Here is a 20,772-nt window from a genome sequence, read left to right on the forward strand (position 1 = left end):
CTTCCCCCCATATGCCGCCCCCTCCACATTTCACGAATGGCTTGGTTCCGGAAGGAAAAGAAGCTCCGCCAGCCGCGGAGCGAGAGACTCGAGATCCCCGCCGATGTCTGGGAGAAGTGCGAGGCGTGCGGGCACACGGACATTCGCGAGAAGTTCGTGCGCAACCTCAACGTGTGTCCCAACTGCGACCATCACCGGCGCATCCGGGCCAGCGAGTACGCGGCGATCCTCCTGGATGATGGGTCTCTGGAGGAACTGGACATCGACATGCGGTCCACCGACCCGCTCGGGTTCCCCGAATATCCGCAGCGCATCAAGAAGGCCACCGCCAACGCCGGCGAGGGCGACGCGCTCCTCGCGGCGAGCGGCATGCTCGACGGCGCCCCGGTGAATCTCGGGGTGATGGACTTCGCGTTCATGGGCGGCTCCATGGGTTCCGTGGTCGGCGAGAAGATCGCCCGTCTAGGCCAGCGGTCGCTCGAGCGGAAATACCCCCTGATCATCGTCTCGGCGTCGGGCGGCGCGCGGATGCAGGAGGGGGTCCTGTCGCTCATGCAGATGGCCAAGGCGGCGGCGATGCTCGCCCAGCTCGCCGAGCGGCGCATCCCGTACGTCTCGATCCTCACCAATCCCACCACCGGCGGCGTGAGCGCCAGCTACGCCATGCTCGGCGACGCGATCATCGCCGAGCCGGGGGCCGTGATCGGGTTCGCGGGACCACGCGTGATCAAGCAGACGCTCGGTCAGGACCTGCCGCAGGGCTTCCAGACGTCCGAATTTCTCCTCGACCACGGCATGCTGGATACCGTCGTCCACCGCAAGGACCTCAAGCAGACGGTGAGCCAGTTGCTCCGTCACATGACCGGGAAACCGGCGGCCTCGGGGTGGACGTCGACCTGATCCGGTACCAGGACGCGCTGCAGTATCTCTTCGCGCGCACAACCGGCGGATGGAAGTTCGGCCTCGAACGCACCGAAGTGCTCCTCGAGGCCCTGGGCAATCCGCACCGCCGGATCCCCGTGCTCCATGTGGCCGGGACGAACGGCAAGGGCAGCGCGGTGGCCACGGCCGAGGCGCTGCTGCGCGGCAAAGGCCTGCGCGTGGGCAAGTACACCTCGCCGCATCTCGTCGACTTCCGCGAGCGGATCGTGGTCGACGGCGAGGAGATATCCGGGGCGGACGTCGTGGCGTTCGTGGAGCGGTGGACGCCGCTGGTCGAGCGCATCGGCGCCACGTTCTTCGAGGCCACCACCGTCCTCGCATTCGAACACTTCCGCGCTTGCCGCGTGGACGTCGCGCTCATCGAGACGGGCCTCGGCGGACGTCTCGATACCACGAACGTCGTGGACCCGGTCTCGGCGGGCGTGATCTCGATCGGGTTCGACCACACCGAGTACCTGGGCGACACGCTCGAGGCGATCGCGTCCGAGAAGGCGGGAATCTTCAAGCCCGGCCGCCCGGCGGTGATCGGCGAGCCCGACGCGCACATCCGCGAGTTCCTGGCCGAGCAGGCGCGCGCCGCCGGCGCCTCGGACGTCCGGGTGGTGGCCGAGCGCACGCGCATCGAAGACATCACCGTGGACGAGCGAGGCACCGAGTGCACGCTCACCGCGCTCGGCCACACGCGGCGCCTGCGGACCCCGCTCGTCGGGGCGCACCAGGCGGCCAACCTCGCGTTCACGCTCGAATGGCTGGACGCGGCCGGGCCACCGTACGCCACTCCGCTCGCCGAGGCCGCGGCGCACTTGTCCGCGACCTCCATGCCCGGGCGATTCCAGCGCCTGGGGCACTATTTGTTCGACGTGGCGCACAACCCCGACGGCGCCCGCGTGCTCGCGCAGACGCTGCAGCGGGTGAGGCCGCCGGCGCCGGTCGTGGCCGTGGTGTGCGCCCTCCGCGACAAGGACTGGCGCGCCATGCTGTTGGCCCTGCGCCCCCACGTGGCCGCGTTCGTCTTCACGAACGCGCCCACGGCGCCGGAGAGCCGCGCCTGGGATCTGGACGAGGTGGCCGCCTTTGCGCGCGACAGGGGGCTGCCCGGCTCGGCGGAGCCGGACTTCGACGCGGCGCTGCGTGCGGCGGGGGAGCGGGGGGCCACCGTGCTCGTGACGGGCTCATTCCACACGGTGGGAGACGCCATGTCGCGCTTGCACCTATCTCCGTTTCCCCAATAGCTTTAGGCATGACCAAAGGCGCGCTCCCAGGATTCCGAGATTTCTACCCCCACGAGTTCGCCGAGCGCGCCTACATCCTGCGCGCGTGGCGGGACGTGGCGCGCCGGTTCGCGTTCGTCGAGTACGACGGTCCGCCGCTCGAGCCGCTGGAGCTGTACACCAAGAAGAGCGGCGAGGAGATCGTGGGGCAGCTGTACAACTTCATCGACAAGGGCGGACGCGAAGTTTCGCTGCGCCCCGAGATGACGCCGACGTTCGCGCGCATGGTGGCCGCCAAGGCGAACGCGCTGCGCAAGCCAGTGCGCTGGTTCACCGTGCCGCAGCTGTTCCGCTACGAGCGACAGCAGAAGGGCCGGCTCCGCGAGCACTTCCAGCTCAACGTGGACATCGTCGGCGAACCCGACGTGACCGCCGATGCCGAGCTGCTCGCGGTGGCCATCGAGATCGTCCGCGTGCTCGGCCTCACGCAGAACGACGTGCGGGCGCGGGTGTCCGACCGGCGGCTGCTGCGCGCGTTGCTCGACACGCTCGGCGTGTCGGATGAGCAGGCGCCCGGGGTGTTCGCGGTGATCGACAAGATCGATCGGCAACCGATGGACGTCTCGCGGGAGAAGCTCGCGGGGTTGGGGTTGGGCGACGGCGCGGTGGATCGCGTGGTCGGGCTCACCGGACGGATCTCGCTCGACGGGCTGCGCGCCGAATACGGCACCGGCGGCGTGCTCGGCGAGCGGATGGCCGAACTCGATCGGTACTTCGGCTACCTCGACGCGCTCGGGGTGGGCGAATGGGTGGATCTCGATCTGAAGATCGTGCGCGGACTGGCCTACTACACGGGCATCGTGTTCGAGCTGTTCGACGCGCATGGCGAGTTCCGCGCGGTATGCGGCGGCGGCCGTTACGACACACTGCTCCAGTCGCTCGGCGGCGTCGACCTGCCGGCGCTCGGCTTCGGCATGGGCGACGTCGTGCTGGGCGAACTCCTGCGGGCCCGCGGGCTCATGCGAGCCGAACAGACGACGCCGGACTATTGGGTGGCGTACGCGGAACCGAGGCAGCTCGGGCGGGCGATGCAGGTGGCGCAGGCGCTGCGCCGCGGCGGGGCGAGCGTCGAATACGCGCTGCGGGCGCAGCAGTTGGGGCGCCAGTTCAAGGCGGCGGCAGCGGCGGGCGCGCCGCAGGCCGTGATTGTTCGCGACGATGGATCGCTGCTCCTCAAGTCCCTCGCGTCGGGCGAGGAACGAACCGTTACATTGCAGGACGGCCGGCTCCTGTGAGCCGGTCCCTTCCACGACACCCCACGCATGGCTGACGACAAGAAGCTCACGACCCGCGCCGCGGACTTCAGCGCGTGGTACAACGAGGTGGTGCTCAAGGCCGAACTGGCGGACTACTCGCCGGTGCGCGGCTGCATGGTGATCCGGCCTTCCGGCTACGGGATCTGGGAGCGGATGCAGCGGGCGCTGGACGACAAGTTCAAGGCCACGGGGCATCAGAACGCGTACTTCCCGCTGTTCATTCCGCAGAGCTATCTGGAGCGGGAGGCGGCGCACGTGGAAGGGTTCGCCCCCGAGACCGCGGTCGTGACCCATGGCGGCGGCAAGAAGCTCGAGGAGCCCCTGGTCGTGCGGCCCACGTCGGAGACGATCATCTACGCGATGTTCGCCAAGTGGGTGCACAGCTACCGCGATCTCCCCCTGCTCATCAACCAATGGGCGAACGTGGTGCGCTGGGAACTGCGCACGCGGCTCTTCCTGCGCACGCTCGAGTTCCTGTGGCAGGAAGGCCACACGGCGCACGCCACGCATGATGAGGCCGAGGTGGAGACGCGCAAGATGCTGGGCGTGTATCGCGATTTCATGGAAGGCTGGATGGCGATGCCGGTGGTGACGGGCCGCAAATCCGATTCCGAGCGATTCGCCGGCGCGCTGCGCACGTACTCGTGCGAAGCGATGATGCAGGACAACAAGGCCTTGCAGGCGGGCACGACGCACAATCTGGGACAGAACTTCGCCAAGGTGTTCGACCTCAAGTTCCAGACCGAGTCGGGCGGGATGGAGTACGCGTGGAACACCAGTTGGGGCGTGTCCACGCGGCTCGTCGGCGGGCTCGTGATGACGCACGGCGACGACGTCGGCCTGCGCGTGCCGCCGCTGTTGGCGCCGATCGAGATCGTGATCGTTCCGATCTACAAGACCGATGAGGAGCGGGCGCGAGTGCTCGAGGCCGCGGACCGGATCGTCGCGGGCCTGGGCGCCTGGGAGCGTCGCGAGCCCGGACGCCTGCGCGTGCATATCGACGCGCGCGACGGCATCAAGCCCGGCGCCAAGTACTTCGAGTGGGAGTTGCGCGGCGTGCCGTTGCGCATGGAGGTCGGCCCGCGCGACCTCGACAAGAACCAGGTGGTGCTGGTGCGCCGCGATACGCGGGAGAAGCGGCCGGCGTCGCTCGACACGCTCGGGGAGGACGTGGCCGAACTGCTGTCGCGCATCCAGGCCGACATGCTGATCGCGGCCCGCGAGCGCCGCGAGCAGCACAGCATCCGCGGTCCGCTCACATATGACGCGTTCCGGCAAGTCATGGACGGCGAGGGCGGGTTCGTGTACGCGGGCTGGTGCGGTGACGCCGAGTGCGAGGCGGCGATCAAGGCCGATACCAAGGCCACGATCCGCGTGCTCCCCGACGAGGAATTTCGGTCGGCGGAGGCGCCGACGGCCTGTCTGCGGTGCGGTCGTCCGGCCAGCGCCGAGGCGGTATGGGCCAAGGCGTACTGACGTCGGCCTTCCCGCGCGTCGAGGGGGCGCTCCACTGCGAGGGCGTACCCCTGGCGCAGATCGCCGCGACCGCGGGCACCCCGGCCTTCGTCTATAGCGCGGCGCTCATTCGCGAGCGCTACCGCGCCCTCGACGCCGTGCTGTCCCCGGTGGCGCACCGGGTGCACTACACGCTCAAGGCCAACTCCAATCGTGCCGTGCTCCGGCTACTGCGCGAGTTGGGGTGCGGCGTGGACGTGGTCTCGGGCGGCGAACTGCACCGCGCCCGGCTGGCCGGGTTCGCGGGACGCGACATCATCTTCGGCGGCGTGGGCAAGACCGACGACGAGCTGCGCGAGGCGCTGCTCGCCGACGTGCTGCTGCTCAACGTCGAGTCCGAAGCCGAGGTGCGCTCGATCAGCCGCATCGCCGTCCAGCTGGGGGTCGACGCGCGGGTGTCGCTGCGCGTGAACCCCGAGGTAACGGTGGACGCGGCCCACGCCTACATCAAGACCGGGGAGCGGGGCCACAAGTTCGGCATTCCGTTCGATGACGCGCTGCACGTGGCCCGCGTCGCGGCCGGACTGCCCCGCGTGACCCTGCTCGGCCTCGACATGCACCTGGGCTCGATGCTGGCCCGCGTGGAACCGTATCGCCGCGGCGCCGAGCGCCTGGCCCAACTGTGCGGGGAGATCCGGGCCGCCGGCATCGCCACGCTCCGCCACCTCGACGTGGGCGGCGGCTTGAGCGTCCGCTATGCCGACGAGACGCCGCTCGATCTCGACGAGTTCGCCGACGCCGTGCTGCCGGTGGCGCAGGCCGCCGGCCTCGATCTGCTCATCGAGCCCGGCCGGTTCATCGTCGGCAATGCCGGGGTGCTGCTCACCCGCGTGCTCTATCGCAAGCACAGCGGCGGCAAGGAGTACGCGATCGCCGACGCCGGGATGACCGAGCTGCTGCGGCCGTCATATTATAACGCATATCATCGGGTCGAGGCCGTGCACCAGCCGGCAGGGCAGGCGGTGCTGAACGTGGTGGGGCCGGTGTGCGAATCGGGCGACTTCCTGGCGCTCGATCGCGCGATGGACGATCCGGCGGCCGGCGACCTGCTGGCGGTGTTCGACGCCGGGGCCTACGGCTATGTGATGGCGTCCAACTACAACAGCCGCCGCCGCGCCGCCGAGGTCCTGGTGGACGGCGATCGCTACGCGGTGGTGACGGAGCGCGAGACGTACGACGATATGGTGCGACGCGAGGTTGACCAACCCGACTGGAGGCAGTGATGCGCGTGGGCGTGATGTCGGACTCGCATGACCGGGTGCCCGCCGTGGCCGAGTTGCTGCGCCAGATGGCCGAGGCCGGAGTGACGATGGTCTTCCACGCCGGCGACTTCTGCTCGCCGTTCGTGCTCAAGCCGTTCGAGGACGCCCACATGACGCTGGCCGGCGTGTTCGGCCGCAACGACGGTGACCCCGAAGGCCTGAGCACGCGGGCCGGCGCCGGCATCGGCCTCGAACTGTTCGAGTCGCCGCACAGTTTCGACGTCGGCGGCGAGCGGATCCTCATCGTCCACGACATCGGCGACGTACAGAAGCGGTCGCTGGAGGCGCATACGATCGTGATCCATGGCGCCACCCACCAGCAGGAGATGAAGACCAGGGGCAGCACCCTGATCCTCAACCCCGGCGAGGCGTGCGGCTGGCTGCACGGCACGCCGCAGGCCGCGATCCTCGACCTCGATAGCAAGAACGTAGAATTTCTCACCCTCGATCCGGCGCAGTGGAATCGCTGACCGCGCCACCGCCTCCATCGTCTCACCACCCGCTGCCGTGCCCTCTCGCATCCTGATCATCGATTACGGGTCGCAATACACGCAACTCATCGCGCGCCGCGTGCGCGAGGCCCGCGTCTATTCGGAGATTCACCCGCCCACGCGCAGCGTGCAGTGGATCCGCGACTGGCGCCCCACGGGGATCATCCTCAGCGGCGGCCCCAACTCGGTGTACGACGAGGGAGCGCCGACGGTGGACCCCGCCGTGCTCGACATCGCCCCCGTGCTCGGCGTCTGCTACGGCATGAACCTGATCGTCCACCGGTTGGGGGGCGACGTCTCCCGCGCCGCCCACCGCGAGTACGGCCGGGCCGAAGTGTCGGTGTCGGCCGACGACACCCTGTTCCGGGGTTTCGCTCCCGACGAATCCTTCGCCGCCTGGATGAGCCACGGCGATCAGGTCCGCACGCTGCCGGTCGGGTTCCGGGCCATTGCCCACACGTCCAACTCGCCGATCGCCGCCTATCGGCACGAGACGCGGCCGCTGTTCGGCGTCCAGTTTCACCCCGAGGTGGCTCACACCACCCGTGGCACCGAGATCATCGCCAACTTCCTGTTCCAGGTGTGCCATGCTGATCCGTCGTGGACGCCGGGCGCGTTCATCGACGAGGAAGTGGCGAAGATCCGGGCGCTCGTGGGCGACAAGCGCGTCATCTGCGGGCTCTCGGGCGGCGTCGATTCCGCCGTCGCCGCGACGCTGGTGCATCGCGCCATCGGGGACCAGCTCACCTGCGTCTTCGTGGATACCGGCCTGCTCCGCGCGCACGAGCGCGACCAGGTGGAGCGCACCTTCCGCGCCCACCTCGGCATCCAGCTCGTGACCGTCGACGCGGCCCGCCGGTTCCTCGACGCCCTCCGCGACGTGGAAGACCCCGAGCGCAAGCGGACGATCATCGGACACACGTTCATCGACGTGTTCGAGGACGCCACCGAGGCCAGCGCGCGCGGCGCCGAATTCCTGGTCCAGGGCACGCTGTACCCGGACGTCATCGAGTCGTCGTCGCCCACCGGCGGTGCGTCGGTCACGATCAAGACCCACCACAACGTGGGCGGGCTCCGGCCCGACATGAAATTCAAGCTCATCGAGCCGCTGCGCGAACTGTTCAAGGACGAGGTGCGCAATGTGGGCCGCGAGCTCGGGCTGCCGGAGGAGATGGTGGGGCGTCACCCGTTCCCCGGGCCCGGCCTCGCCATCCGCGTGCTCGGCGCCGTCACCGACCCGGCGCTCGAGGTCCTGCGCAAAGCCGATACGATCTACCTGGAAGAGATCCGCGCCGCGGGACTCTACGACGAGATCTGGCAGGCATTCGCCGTGCTGCTGCCCATTCGCAGCGTGGGCGTGATGGGCGACTTCCGTACCTACGAGAACGTGGTGGCGCTGCGCGCCGTAACCAGCACCGACGGGATGACCGCCGACTGGTTTCCCTTCCCGCACGACGTGATGGGGCGCATCTCCAACCGCATCATCAACGAAGTGCGCGGCGTGAATCGCGTGACGTACGACGTCAGCTCCAAGCCGCCGGCCACCATCGAATGGGAGTGAGAGGGCGGGGGCGATGAGCGCGGCGGAGGCGGCCGGCCGGCCCCGCCTTGTCGCCACCCTGCGCGCGCTGGTGGCGCATCCCGGGGCGCTCACCCGGTCCCGGTTGGATGGCCGGAGCCAGCGCTACGTGCCGCTCACCACGTTGCTGGTGTCGTGCGCGGCCGCATTCTTCGTCCTCACCACGGTGCTGTCGCATCGGCCCACGAACGACGCCGCTGCCAAGTCCTGCGCGACGGCGCCCGGGGGCGACGGCGGTCTGGACTCAGCACTGGGCCCGTTGCTCGGACTCGCCGCGGATCAACCGGCCGCCGCGCCCGCCTCGCCGGCCGAGTTCTGGCTCCTGCACGCCGTCGAGCAGCTGCTCTGCGATCCCCAGCGGTTCACGTATGCCCTCGGCCTGGCCGTGCCGATCGCATTCCTGGTGCTGATCCCCGCGTTCGCCGGGCTCATGCACCTCGCTTTCCGGCGCGAGCTGCCCGGCTACGCCGGTCACTGGACGTACGCGGTGGAATCGCACGCCGCGCTCTTCCTGGTGCTCTCCGCGCTCGCGGTGGTGAGCGCGTTGGGCTCGTCGTTCCTCAGCTTCTTCGCGTCGCTGGGCGGACTGGTGTACACCACCTGGAATCTGCACGCGGGCGTGCAGACGACGTACCGCGTGACCTCGCGGACCGCCACGTGGAGGACGACGCTGGTGGGCGTGGCCTACGCGCTGCTGCTCGTCGCCGCCGTTGGCGTGACCCTGTGGATCCTGCTCTAGGCGTTCCGCGGGACGCCGCCCAGTCTAGACGCCTTTCTCTTCCAACAGCGCGAGGAACTGCTTGGGCTCGGTGAGTTCGAGCAGGCGGCCCGGCACGTCGGGCTCCTTGCTGAACTGCGCGATCTTGCCGAGCACGGGCAGGTACTGATTGGACACCTCGAGCGGCGGTGCGACGATCAGGAAGAAGAAGTTCACCGGCTTCTCGTCGATCGCCTTGAAGTCGACGCCGCCCTTCTTGCGGCCGAACGCCACGCGGAGCTTGCTGACCACCAGCGACCGGCAGTGCGGAATGGCGATCCCGCGTCCGATGCCGGTGGACCCCAGGTTCTCGCGCCGCTTGAGCATCTTGAACAGCATGCCCTCGGACTTCTCGTCGAGCTTGAGCAAACCGATCAGCTCCTTGAGGACATCGTCCTTCGTCGTGCCCTCGATCTCGAGCTTGACCGCGTCTTCGCTGAAAAATTCGCGCAGTTCCATCGAATCCCATCCCCAAACATGTAGATGCCGCGGCGCCTGGTGGCGCCGATTGTTGACGCAAGACGTGAACTGGCGAAGTTAACGAAGTCGGCCAAGTCGTGTCAAATTGTGGCGTTGCAGGCTTTTCCGGCCGCCGTTAGCTTGCTTCGGATGCCCTTCCCGTTCCCGCTCCGCGCCTCCGTTCCCCTGTACCTGGCCCCCATGGCCGGGGTCTCGGAATCGCCCTTCCGGCGCCTCTGCCGGCGGTTTGGCGCGGACGTCGTGGTCACGGAATTCCTGTCCGCCGAAGGGATCCGGCGCGAGAACCCCGCCACCATCAACAAGCTGCGATTCGGCCCTGACGAGCGCCCCATCGGCGTCCAGATCTTCGGCGCCGATCCGGCCGCGATGGCCGAGGCCGCCGGGCTCGTGACCGACGTGTTCCAGCCCGACTTCGTGGACATCAACTTCGGATGCCCGGTCAAGAAGGTCGTGCGGCGCAACGGCGGTTCCGGGTGCCTCAAGGACCTGAGCCTGGTCGAGGCGGTGATCCGCGCGGTGGCAGCCAGCACGCACCTGCCGGTGACCTGCAAGATCCGCAGCGGCTGGAACGAGGAGATGCGCAACCCGGTGGAGATCGCGCTGCGGTGCCAGGACGCCGGGGCCCGCGTGCTCGCCATCCATCCGCGCACCCGGACGCAGATGTACTCCGGCGCCGCGCACTGGGACGAGATCGCCGCGGTGGTCGAGGCGCTGGACATTCCGGTGCTCGGCAATGGCGACATCAAGACGGCCGACGACGCGGCGCGCATGCACCACCAGACGGGATGCGCCGGCGTCATGATCGCGCGCGGCTCGTTCGGGCAGCCGTGGATCTTCGACCAGGCGCGCGACCTGCTCGACGGGCGCCCGATGCGTCCGGCGCCGTCGGTGGAGGCCCGGTTCCGCGTGGCAGCGGAGCACGCGCGCATGGCCGCGGACTACGAGCCCGACCGGCGCGGCGCCGCCATCGAGTTCCGCAAACACCTGGGCTGGTACGTGCGCGGGCTGCCCGGATCGGCCGATCTGCGACGCGCGCTCCATGCGGTCACGTCGCTCCACGAGGTCGAGGGCATCTTCGCCGAGTACCTGTTGGCCCGCGAACGCGGACTGATCGTCGATTCAGCGCCGGATCCGGAGTCGATGGAGAGCGTCGGCGCATGAGACGCGAGCGTGTCCGGGATCTGCTCGCCCGGGTCGCGGACGGCACGCTCGATGTGGACCAGGTCATCGACGCGCTTTCGTTCGAGCCGTTCGAGAGTCTCGGACACACCACCATCGACCACCACCGCTCCCTGCGGCAGGGCTACCCCGAGGTGATCTTCGGAGCCGGCAAGACGCCGGAACAGATCGTCGAGATCGCCGAGCGGATCGCCAGCCACGGCGACGGGCTGCTGGTGACGCGGGTGAGCGCCGACGCCGCCGAAGCGCTCACCCGGCGGTTCCCGTCGCTCGTCTGCCACCCGGTGGCGCGAACGGCCTACCTGGCCGGCAACGAACCGCCGCCCGCGGGACGCGGCCCGGTCTGCATCGTGACCGCGGGCACGAGCGACCTCCCGGTGGCCGAAGAAGCAGCCGTGACGGCGGCGGCCCTCGGGAACGCCGTGGTCCGCGTCACCGACGTGGGCGTGGCGGGGTTGCACCGTCTGCTTGCCCGGCGCGACGAGCTGCTCTCGGCCGCGGTCATCATCGTCGTCGCCGGGATGGACGGCGCGCTGCCGTCCGTGGTGGGCGGCATGGTGAGCGGTCCGGTGATCGCCGTCCCGACGAGCATCGGGTACGGAGCGGCGTTCGGCGGCATCGCGCCCCTTCTAACTATGCTCAACAGCTGTGCAGCGGGCGTGACGGTAGTTAACATCGACAACGGGTTCGGCGCGGCCGTGGCGGCCAGCCGGATCACCCACGACTGAATTCGTCCTTCTTCTGTCCGGTCCGGACATGACGACTGCGGAATGGATCGCGCTGGCTGGGGCTGGCGTGGCGCTCGCACTGAGCGCCACGCAGTACGCGCGCGGCCGCCGCAGGTCCGTGCGGAGTTCGTCGGAGCCGCCCGCTCCTCCGGTCGCGCCCATGCAGGTGGGATCGCTGCTCAACGCGGCGGCCCGCCACCGCCGCCAGACGTCGCCCACCGCGCCCATCTCGGATCTCCGGAGCGGGGTGGAGGCGAGCCACGACGAGCAGGAATTCGTGGCCGACGCCGCGCACCTGGTGGAGCAGCTGGTGGACATCCGCGATGCCTGCGGCGCCGAAGAGGCCGTGCTCTGGCGATGGGATGAATCCCGGGACCGGCTGACGCCCGCCGCGTGGTCCACCTCCGGCAGCAGCCGCCCCCAGCATTTTCTGAAGGAGGAGTGGGGCCCGCTCGCGCGGTGGGCGGCCGAAGGGCGCATGGTGGTCATGGATAGCGCGGACGACGAGATCACGCCGCCGAAGTTCGCGGCGGCTCCGGTGCTCGAGGACACGCTCCTCGCAGGCGTGCTCACGGTTGGCCATGCCGGCGGGATGGCCATCTCGAGGCAGCGGGTGAAGCAGTGGCTGCCACGCTACGCGAGCCAGGTGGTGCGGGTGCTGTCGCTGAGCGAGGCGCGGCGGGAGTACGCGCGCCAGATGCGCCAGAGCCGCGCCCTGCTCGCCGCCGTGCGCCAGATCCAGACCAACAAGACCCACGATTCGCTGGCCGCCTCGATCTGCGAGACCGCCCTCGAGGTGTCGTCGGCGAGCGCGGCCGCCCTGGTCCGGTGGAGGCCCGAAAAGGAGAAGGGCGCCGTCCGCCATACCACCCCGGGATTCCGGCAGAGCGCCCCGTTCGCCCTCGACCCCGGCACGCTCGTGGCCAATGCGTGCCACAACGGGCTGACCCTGTTCGTCGAAGACACCGAGCGGATGGATGCGGGTGTGTCGCTGTTCACCGCCGGCGATCATGGGTGGCACAAGGGCTCGCTGGGCATCGTTCCCCTGTCGCGCGACGATCGCGTGATCGGGGCGATCGTCGTGGCCTCCCTCGAGTCGGGCCGCATCACCCAGGACGAGGTGCGCAACCTGGGCGTGCTGGGCGCCGTGGCGGCGGGCTCGCTGGAGATCGTCTGGGAGATCGACGAGGTGACCAAGCGGGCCAGCACCGACGCCCTCACCGGTCTGGTGAACCGTCGGGCATTCGACGAACACCTGAAGCGGCTGCTCAACGAGACCGACCGCTTCGGGCAGCCCCTGGCCCTGATCCTGGCCGATATCGATCATTTCAAGCGGATCAACGACACCTGGGGGCACGAGGCGGGAGACGAGGTCCTGCGCCGGGTGGCCAGGAAGCTCACCGAGGGGGTGCGGAACGTGGACGTCTGCGCCCGGTATGGCGGGGAGGAGATCGCCATCCTGCTCCCTCAGACCTCGGTGGCCGGGGCGGCAGACCTGGCCGATAGGCTGCGGCACGCCGTGGGTGCCAAGCCGATCAAGTTCAAAGGGGAGGAGATCCCGGTCACGCTATCGTTCGGCGTGGCGTCCTATCCCGACGCCGTAGCGCTGCGTGAAGGGCTGTTCCGGGCGGCCGACCGGTCGCTCTACGAGGCCAAGGAGGCGGGCAGAAACTGCGTCAGGGCAGTTGGCATATCGCCAACTGTGTGATATATTTAGAGCGTATGACGTAAAGTTATGGTTTAGATACGGGCTTCTCGCCGGTAGCGGCATGACTTAGCTTTGCAGGTGTAGGGGGGCGACAGGCTTCGACGGGGTAAGTGAAGCTGTGGCCGCGTGCCCAGGTCCTCGGGCTCCTGGTAAAACACTCGGGAAACTTTTAACTGCCAACACCAACTTGGCCCTCGCTGCGTAACTTCGGTTATGCCGAGTGCTCCTGAGGAAGCCCTCCCGGGGCGGCTTCCGGAGTATCGCAAATCCGGGATGGTCAGCGGGTACGTCCTCGGCACGCTGACGAGATTCTAGAGGGCTCATCCGGCGGTGGGCGGTCCACCGGCCAGCCGTCGGAAACATCAATCGGTGGACTACGCACGTAGACGCTGTGGTGGATCTATTCTCGGACCGGGGTTCGATTCCCCGCGCCTCCATGCTCGAACGGACGGGCCGGCTCTCCAGCCGGCCCGTCCGCGTTTGGCCACTGCGCAGTCACTTCGTGTCGGCGGGGGAAGGCAGCGGGGAATCCAGGGGGGGCAAGCTTTCGCCGCCGCTGGAAGCCGGGTGCTTGCGCCGCCGGATGAACTCCGGGGCCAGGGCCACGCCGATTGCCGTGACCGGAAGGATCTGCTGGGCCTGGATCAGGAACGCGACGGCCACGGCGGCGTTGGGGTCGAACCCGAGCGCTGAGGCCGTCAGCGCGTACACCACCTGGAACACGCCCACGTTGCCCGGCGTCAACCGGAACAGGAACCCCACGTTCACAGCGAGCACGGCTGCCACGGTGCCGGTGAACGTGATCGGGAAGTGCACCGCTCGCGCCGTCATCTGATACGTGGCGATCTGCAGCCCCCAGGCGCCCACGGAGAGCAGCATCGCAGCGGTGAACCGCGGCACGGTGGATACGCTGGCCAGCGTGTGCGTGAACCGGCGGGAGTAGGCCCGCAGCTTGCCGTGCCAGTCGGTGGCATCGGTCACGGGCTCCTCGGTCTTCTCGCGGCTGAGCAGGAAGAGCACGAAGAATCCGAGCGTCGCGAGCGCGGTGATCGCGAACGGGCGAAGCGCCGAGATATGATCGGGGAGCGGCAGGAGCCAGATCCCGAGCACCAGCATGAGGACGTATCCGCTGAGCTCGAACAGCCGCTCGAGCGCGAACGTGGCCAGGATCTTCGCGCTGGGCACCCGCGTGGCGCGCGACACGAAGATCACTCGCGCGGCCTCGCCGCCATTGGCCACCAGCACGTTGTTGAGCCCGGCGCCGGCGAACGTGGCCCGCATGGCCAGCCACAGGGAGTCGGCGCCCACGGGGCGCAGGAAGATCCACCAGCGCACGCCCTTGAGGGCCAGCGACACCAGGTTGACGAGGGCGGCCGCGAGCAGCAGGCTGGGCGAGGCCGATCGGAATGCTTGCCAGGTTTCGGCCCACTGGACCCGCCGTGCGAACAGGATCAGGAATGCGAGCACGGCCACCCACATGGACACGCGCATCACGCGGACGAACTGTCGCTTCATGCCACGGGGACCGTGACGAAGCGATAGCCGCGGGCGGTGAGCGTCGCGAGCACGGCGGGCACGGCCTCGGCGGTCTGCCGCCGGTCGCCCGACGGGTCGTAGCCGTCGCCGTCGTGCAGCAGGAGGATCGAGCCCGGCCTGGCGCCGTCCACCGTGCGCCGGGCGATCACGTCCGCGCCCGGGCGATCGGAATCCCACACGCCGAGCGACCAGCCGACGACGCGCTCGCCCATCGAACGCGCGATGCGATTGACCCACGGGCTGCGGAATCCGTGCGGCGCGCGGAACAGCGCCGGCCGGGCGCCGCAGGCATGGGCGATGGCGTCGGCGCCCCGCGCTAGATCATCGCGCACGTAGGCCGGACTCTTGAAGTGCAGCTTGCGATGGTAGAAGCCGTGGTTGCCGATTGCATGGCCCTCGGCGTGCACGCGTCGGACCAGCTGGGGCCAGCGCTCGGCGTGCCGGCCGAGGATGAAGAACGTGGCGTGGATGCCCGCGTCCGCGAGCGCGTCGAGGATCGGCGGCGTAGCGTCGGGATTGGGGCCGTCGTCGAAGGTCAGCGCGACCACGCGCTCGCGCGTGGGGAGCCGGCCGAGGGCGGTGCCGAAGACGGCGCTGTTGCGATAGAACGCTCCGTGAGCGGCGATTCCAGCCGCGGCCGCGGCCCCGCCGATCACGGCCTGAACCATCATGGGACGACGGCGAGGCGTCCGAGAATGGCGTGGTAGACGTCGAGCACCTGGTCGGTGACTCGGTCCCACCCATACTGCAGGGCTTCCTGGCGTCCGCGCTTGCCGAGGCGGGCGCGGAGGGTCTCGTCGTCGATGAGACGCACCAGGGCGTCAGCCAGGGCATCGCGGTCGCCGCAGGGGACCATCAGCGCCTCGCGGTCGTTCTCCACGACGTCGCGGAAGCCCAGGATGTCGGAGCAGACGATCGGCGTCTCGCAGGCCATGGACTCGAGCAGCGTGATCCCGAACGACGCCTTGGTGGTGGGGCAGGCGTAGATCGAGCAGTTGGCGTAGTAGCTCGGGCGCCCTTCGAGGACGGCGCCCACGAAGGTGATGTCGGGGTCGCCGCCGGCCAGCGCATAATAGTGGTCGCGCAACGGGCCGTCGCCGACCACGACGAGCTGCGCACGGTAGCCGCGCCGTTTCACGCGCCGGAAGGCGTCGATGAGCGTGTCGAGACCGTTGCGGGGGTCGAAGCGACCGAGAAACAGGATCGACGGCACGTCGGCGCGCACTTCGGGCGGACGCGGGGCGTGCGGATTGAACACGTCCACGTCGATGCCGTTGGGAATGATCGTCCAATTGGCGGTGAAATACCGGTTGAGCGCGACGGTCGTGGAATGCGACACGGCGATCGCGGCGCTCAGCTTGTCCAGGCGCCGCTGGAAATAGCGATTGAACAGCGCGTACCCGGTGGAGCGGTCGAAGTAGGTGTGGAACGTGCCGACCACCGGGCAGTCCGCCTCGTCAATGGCGAGGAGCGGGAGCACCGGCGTGAGCGGCGAATGCACGTGGACGATGTCGTAGTGCCCTTCGCGGAGCACGCGGCGCATCTGCCGGCGCAGGCCCCATCCCAGCGTGATGCGGGCCTGGGACCCGTTGGCCTGCACGGGCTGGCTGCGCCCGATGCGGATGACATTCGGCTGCTCTTCGGCGCCGGGGATGTGGGAGGTGATGATGTCCACATGGTGCCCTCGACGCCGCGCTTCCCGGGCGAAGAAGTGCACGTGCTCACAGACGCCGCCCAGGTGGGGATAGTAGTACTCCGTGACCAGAGCGATGCGAAAAGTCCGCTCGTCCCTAAGCTCGGGGAGGGCGGGCAGCTGTGGCATTGACGGATGCCGGGAGGCGCGGAGCGTTCTGCCGGGAAGCGTGAGGAACGGCATGAAGCCTGGAATATACCATTTGGGACCACCCGCGAGTAGGAACTGCCCGTTCAGCCCGCGGAACTGGATACACGCGTGTAGTCAGAGGACGGATGGGGGGGCGACCCGTTTCAGACCCGTTCAGGGGGCCCGCCCGCCGGCCTAGTCGCGGGCGGCGTCGAGCGGCGGCGCGGTGGGATAGTCGCCGGAGAAGCACGCGTCGCAGAACCCGTCCGGGCCCCCGGGCACGGAGCCGAGCATCCCGTCGCGCGACAGGTAGCCCAGCGAGTCCACGCCGAGGTGTTTGGCGATCTCGGCCTGCGACATGTTGGCGGCGATGAGTTCACTACGCGTGGGGGTGTCGATGCCGTAGTAGCACGGGCCGGTGATCGGCGCCGAGCTGACGCGGAGATGCACCTCGCGCGCGCCCGCGGCCCGGATCATCGCCACGAGGCCGCGCGTGGTGGTTCCCCTCACGATCGAGTCGTCCACCATCACGACGCTCTTTCCCTCGATCACCTCGCGCACGGGGTTGTACTTGACCTTCACCTTGGCATCGCGGCCCGCCTGGGTAGGCTGGATGAAGGTGCGCCCCACGTAATGGTTGCGAATGAGCGCCAGTTCGTAGGGCAGCCCGCTCTCTTCCGCAAAGCCGAGGGCGGCGGAGTTCGACGAATCGGGAACGCTGAACACGAGATCGGCGGTGGGAGCGGGATGTTCCTTGGCGAGCTGCCGGCCCAGGGCGCGGCGGGCGCGGTCCACCGATCCGCCGAACACCCGGCTGTCGGGCCGCGCGAAGTACACGTACTCGAACACGCAGCGCCGCTGGGGCAGCGGAGCCAACGCCTGGATGAACTGCACGCCGGCGTCGTTCACGACGATGATCTCGCCCGGGCCCACTTCGCGTTCGACCGCCGCGCCCACGATGTCGAGCGCGCAGGTCTCCGAGGCGAACACGACGGCGCCGTCAAGGCGCCCCATCACGAGCGGGCGCCAGCCGCGCGGATCGCGGGCCGCGATCAGCGTGTCGCCGATCGCGGCCACGAGGCTGTACGCGCCTTCCACGCCCGTGAGCGCCTCGGCCATGCGCTCACCCGGAGAGCCGGCGCGAGACTTGGCCAGCCGGTGCACGATCACCTCGGAGTCGGAGCTCGTGGAGAAGATCGACCCCGTGGCTTCGAGCTCGGCCCGGATCTGCACCGCGTTCACGAGGTTGCCGTTGTGGGCGAGCGCGATGTGGCCGCTCCGGGAGCGCACGAAGATCGGCTGGGCGTTCTCGATCGTGGACGAACCGGCGGTGCTGTAGCGCGTGTGCCCGATCGCGAGGTTCCCCTCCAGCGCCTCGATCTCTCTCCCCATGGCCTCGTTGATCGTGCCCATGGACCGGACGGCGTGCCCGTGGTCGTGCTCGTCGAGCACCACCACGCCCGCCGATTCCTGGCCGCGATGCTGGAGAGAATAGAGCCCGAGCTGGGTGAGTCGAGCCGCGTCGGGACGCCCGCGAATGCCGAAGATGCCGCACATGGAATCAGACCGCCGTGGTGACCGGGGAATCGGAGACGGCCGAGGCCGCCCGCGACATGATGCGAGGAATGGTCTCGAAGTACGCGTCGTCGAGTTGGGCGAGGCCGATGCAGATCTCGCGGTCGTCGACGATCATCTCGAGTTGGACGCCGTCGTGGACGAACCCGATGTCGCGCGCGGGGACGCCGTGCGCCTGGGCAACGGCGAGCACGCGCTCGGCGTCGGGGGTGGAAACCACGACGCGGCTCTGGGCCTCGCCGAAGAGCAACGCGCGGAGGGGCAGGGCGTTCCACGGGGAGAGATCCACCCGGGCCGCCATCGGCCGGCCGCGATCCATGATCGTGCATTCGGCGAGGGCCACGGCCAGCCCGCCGTCGCTGCAATCGTGGGCCGATCGCACCGCGCCGGCGCGGATGGCGTCGAGCAGCGCAGCGACGAGCGCCCGTTCGGCGTCGAGGTCGCAGGCCGGCGGCGCGCCGGCGACGACGCCGTGGATCCGCTGCAGGTACTCGCTGGCGCCGATCGAGGCCGTGGGTTCGCCGAGCAACACGATGTGGTCGCCGGCGTGCTGGAACGAAGCCCGGGTGACGTGGTCCATGGCGTCGATGAGGCCGATCATCCCGATGACGGGCGTGGGATACACGGCGCCGCGCGGGCTCTCGTTGTACAGCGACACGTTGCCGCCGGTGACCGGCGTACCCAGGGCGCGGCACGCCTCACCCATGCCGGCCACGGCCTCGCGCAACTGGAAGTAGATCTCGGGGCGGCGCGGATTGCCGAAGTTGAGATTGTTGGTGATGGCCATCGGGCGGGCGCCGGTGCAGGCCACGTTGCGCGCGGCTTCGGCCACCGCGATGCGGGCGCCGAGGCGGGGATCGAGGTAGGTGTACCGCCCGTTGCAGTCCGTCTTGGCGGCGATGGCGCGGTCGGTGCCGCGAATGCGCAGCACGGCCGCATCGCCGCCCGGTCCGACGACGGTGTTGGTGCGCACCGTGGAGTCGTACTGGCGATAGACCCACTCCTTGCTGGCGAGGGTGGGGCTGGAGAGCAACTGGCGCAGCGTCCACGCCGGATCCCGCTCCTCGGCCCGCTCGGGAATCGCATCCACATCGCGCGCGCGGAGGGCGACGATCTCCGGACTCTCCGCGGCGTCGGGGGTGTACGTGGGGCAGTCGGTGACGAGGCGGATGCCCGGGAACTCCGCCACCACGCGGTCGCCCTCGGTCACGCGATACACGGGTTCGGCGATGACCTCGCCGATGACGGCGGCGGTGAGGTCCCACTTCTCGAGGATCTCGCGCACCGCGTCCTCATGGCCGCGGATGGCCACCACGAGCATGCGTTCCTGCGACTCGCTGAGCAGGATCTCGTAGGGAGTCATGTTGGGCTCGCGCACCGGCACTTTGGAGACGTCGATCGTCACGCCAACGTCGCCGCGCGCCGCCATCTCGGCGGATGACGAGGTGAGTCCGGCCGCGCCCATGTCCTGGATGGCCACGATGTGGCCGCTGTGGATGAGTTCGAGGCTTGCCTCGAGGAGCAGCTTCTCCGTGAACGGGTCGCCCACCTGGACGCGCGGGCGCTTGGCTTCGGTGGCCGCCGACAGGTCTTCCGACGCGAACGACGCGCCGTGGATGCCGTCGCGGCCCGTGCGCGCGCCCACGGCGATGATCGGGTTGCCCACGCCCTGCGCCACAGCGAGCATCAGCTCCGTTTCCTTGAGCAGTCCCACGCACATCGCGTTGACGAGCGGATTGCCGTCGTAGGCGGGGTCGAACACCACTTCGCCGGCCACCGTGGGCACGCCCACGCAGTTGCCGTAATCGCCGATGCCCTTGACCACGCCCGAGAACAGGTAGCGCACGCGTGCCGAGTCGAGGCTGCCGAACCGCAGCGAATTGAGCATCGCGATGGGCCGGGCGCCCATGGTGAACACGTCGCGCAGGATGCCACCCACGCCCGTGGCCGCGCCCTGGTACGGCTCCACCGCCGACGGGTGGTTGTGGGACTCGATCTTGAACGCCACGGCGAGACCATCGCCGATCGCGATCACCCCGGCGTTCTCGCCGGGTCCCTGCAGCACGTAGTCGGCCGTTGTCGGGAGCGTCCGGAGGAGCGGGCGCGAGTGCTTGTAGGAGCAGTGCTCGCTCCAGAGCGCGCTCACGATGCCGAGTTCGGTGAACGTGGGCGTGCGGCCGAGCATGTCGATCAGGCGGCGATACTCATCATCGGTGAGCCCGTGCTCGGCCACGAGGGCCGGGGTGATGGCGGGATCGCCGGGGCGGGGCTGGACGGTCACTTGGTGTGGGAAGAAGGGTCGAGAAGTTCGCGGCCGCCGCGGGGCGGGGGAGTCTTGTGCACAGGATCCATGGCGTCGGCCCGATCCGGCGGGATGGCCACCGGTGAGCTGCTGGTGCCGGTGTATTTGCGCTCCGGCGAGCGGAAGATCGCGTCCACCACGGAGTCCTTCCTGAGCACGACGAGGTCGTTCATGCCGCAGCGACGGCCGCACGAATTGGGGTAGAACAGATAGGTGTACTCGCCCGCCGTGCGCGTCACGGCGGGGCGCCCCAGCCGTTGCGTGACCTGGGCCAGGTTCATGCCGGGATCGATCGCGCGCGGCGCGGTCCTCTGCGCGGCGGCGAGGGACGTTGCCAGCACGACCATCGAGAGTGCGCGACCGATCATA

Annotated in this window: 18 protein-coding genes and 1 other RNA gene; 12 read left to right on the plus strand and 7 right to left on the minus strand. The window is 69.2% G+C overall.

Features of this window, described 5'->3' with window-relative positions:
* Window positions 1-36: 36 nt before the first annotated feature.
* The 8 genes from accD to VNE60_01070 are packed head-to-tail and all read left to right on the plus strand — an operon-like array spanning window position 37 to window position 9,055.
* Window positions 37-900, plus strand: a complete 864-nt coding sequence (gene accD, locus VNE60_01035; GenBank protein HVB30090.1) for an acetyl-CoA carboxylase, carboxyltransferase subunit beta — start codon at window positions 37-39, stop codon at window positions 898-900.
* The gene (locus tag VNE60_01040; protein HVB30091.1) at window positions 885-2,174 is read left to right on the plus strand and encodes a folylpolyglutamate synthase/dihydrofolate synthase family protein; all 1,290 of its coding nucleotides are present in this window, start codon (window positions 885-887) and stop codon (window positions 2,172-2,174) included. Before accD ends, VNE60_01040 begins: the two co-directional genes overlap by 16 nt.
* Window positions 2,175-2,182: 8 nt before the next feature.
* Window positions 2,183-3,448 carry a histidine--tRNA ligase gene (gene hisS / locus VNE60_01045; protein HVB30092.1) on the plus strand — a complete coding sequence of 422 codons (1,266 nt, stop codon included), beginning with the start codon at window positions 2,183-2,185 and terminating at the stop codon, window positions 3,446-3,448.
* Between the two features lie 27 nt (window positions 3,449-3,475).
* A complete protein-coding gene (proS, locus tag VNE60_01050) occupies window positions 3,476-4,945 on the plus strand; it encodes a proline--tRNA ligase (GenBank protein ID HVB30093.1) in 1,470 nt (489 codons plus the stop codon).
* Window positions 4,927-6,207, plus strand: a complete 1,281-nt coding sequence (lysA, locus tag VNE60_01055; GenBank protein ID HVB30094.1) for a diaminopimelate decarboxylase — start codon at window positions 4,927-4,929, stop codon at window positions 6,205-6,207. The genes proS and lysA overlap by 19 nt, the downstream gene beginning before the upstream one ends.
* Window positions 6,207-6,716 carry a metallophosphoesterase gene (locus VNE60_01060; protein ID HVB30095.1) on the plus strand — a complete coding sequence of 170 codons (510 nt, stop codon included), beginning with the start codon at window positions 6,207-6,209 and terminating at the stop codon, window positions 6,714-6,716. Before lysA ends, VNE60_01060 begins: the two co-directional genes overlap by 1 nt.
* 37 nt (window positions 6,717-6,753) lie before the next feature.
* The gene (guaA, locus tag VNE60_01065) at window positions 6,754-8,298 is read left to right on the plus strand and encodes a glutamine-hydrolyzing GMP synthase (protein ID HVB30096.1); all 1,545 of its coding nucleotides are present in this window, start codon (window positions 6,754-6,756) and stop codon (window positions 8,296-8,298) included.
* A gap of 13 nt (window positions 8,299-8,311) precedes the next feature.
* The gene (locus VNE60_01070; protein HVB30097.1) at window positions 8,312-9,055 is read left to right on the plus strand and encodes a hypothetical protein; all 744 of its coding nucleotides are present in this window, start codon (window positions 8,312-8,314) and stop codon (window positions 9,053-9,055) included.
* Between the two features lie 24 nt (window positions 9,056-9,079).
* Here the strand turns inward: VNE60_01070 and VNE60_01075 are convergent, their stop codons facing one another.
* The gene (locus tag VNE60_01075) at window positions 9,080-9,532 is read right to left on the minus strand and encodes a PTS sugar transporter subunit IIA (protein ID HVB30098.1); all 453 of its coding nucleotides are present in this window, start codon (window positions 9,530-9,532) and stop codon (window positions 9,080-9,082) included.
* A 150-nt stretch (window positions 9,533-9,682) separates the two neighbouring features.
* Between VNE60_01075 and dusB the strand changes: the two genes are divergently transcribed.
* From dusB to ssrA, 4 genes are all read left to right on the plus strand, one after another.
* A complete protein-coding gene (gene dusB, locus VNE60_01080; GenBank protein HVB30099.1) occupies window positions 9,683-10,714 on the plus strand; it encodes a tRNA dihydrouridine synthase DusB in 1,032 nt (343 codons plus the stop codon).
* Window positions 10,711-11,460, plus strand: coding sequence for a nickel pincer cofactor biosynthesis protein LarB (larB, locus tag VNE60_01085; GenBank protein HVB30100.1), 750 nt, complete (start codon window positions 10,711-10,713; stop codon window positions 11,458-11,460). Before dusB ends, larB begins: the two co-directional genes overlap by 4 nt.
* A 28-nt stretch (window positions 11,461-11,488) precedes the next feature.
* The gene (locus tag VNE60_01090) at window positions 11,489-13,168 is read left to right on the plus strand and encodes a sensor domain-containing diguanylate cyclase (GenBank protein HVB30101.1); all 1,680 of its coding nucleotides are present in this window, start codon (window positions 11,489-11,491) and stop codon (window positions 13,166-13,168) included.
* 84 nt (window positions 13,169-13,252) lie between these two features.
* Window positions 13,253-13,608: a transfer-messenger RNA gene (gene ssrA / locus VNE60_01095) on the plus strand.
* Window positions 13,609-13,663: 55 nt separating this feature from the next.
* Here the strand turns inward: ssrA and VNE60_01100 are convergent.
* The 6 genes from VNE60_01100 to VNE60_01125 all read right to left on the minus strand — a co-directional run bounded on the left by VNE60_01100 (window position 13,664) and on the right by VNE60_01125 (window position 20,771).
* Window positions 13,664-14,683, minus strand: a complete 1,020-nt coding sequence (locus VNE60_01100; GenBank protein HVB30102.1) for a lysylphosphatidylglycerol synthase transmembrane domain-containing protein — start codon at window positions 14,681-14,683, stop codon at window positions 13,664-13,666.
* Entirely contained in the window at window positions 14,680-15,375 is a 696-nt protein-coding gene (locus tag VNE60_01105) for a polysaccharide deacetylase family protein (protein ID HVB30103.1), read from the minus strand. Before VNE60_01105 ends, VNE60_01100 begins: the two co-directional genes overlap by 4 nt.
* Window positions 15,372-16,526, minus strand: coding sequence for a glycosyltransferase family 4 protein (locus VNE60_01110; GenBank protein HVB30104.1), 1,155 nt, complete (start codon window positions 16,524-16,526; stop codon window positions 15,372-15,374). Before VNE60_01110 ends, VNE60_01105 begins: the two co-directional genes overlap by 4 nt.
* 195 nt (window positions 16,527-16,721) lie before the next feature.
* Window positions 16,722-18,083, minus strand: coding sequence for an amidophosphoribosyltransferase (gene purF, locus VNE60_01115; GenBank protein ID HVB30105.1), 1,362 nt, complete (start codon window positions 18,081-18,083; stop codon window positions 16,722-16,724).
* A gap of 4 nt (window positions 18,084-18,087) precedes the next feature.
* Window positions 18,088-20,382: a phosphoribosylformylglycinamidine synthase subunit PurL gene (purL, locus tag VNE60_01120; GenBank protein ID HVB30106.1), complete on the minus strand. Its 2,295-nt coding sequence runs from the start codon at window positions 20,380-20,382 to the stop codon at window positions 18,088-18,090.
* The gene (locus VNE60_01125) at window positions 20,379-20,771 is read right to left on the minus strand and encodes a hypothetical protein (protein HVB30107.1); all 393 of its coding nucleotides are present in this window, start codon (window positions 20,769-20,771) and stop codon (window positions 20,379-20,381) included. The genes purL and VNE60_01125 overlap by 4 nt, the downstream gene beginning before the upstream one ends.
* Window position 20,772 lies beyond the last annotated feature (1 nt).

The organism is Gemmatimonadaceae bacterium, assembly GCA_035533755.1.
GTDB lineage: Bacteria > Gemmatimonadota > Gemmatimonadetes > Gemmatimonadales > Gemmatimonadaceae > JAGWRI01.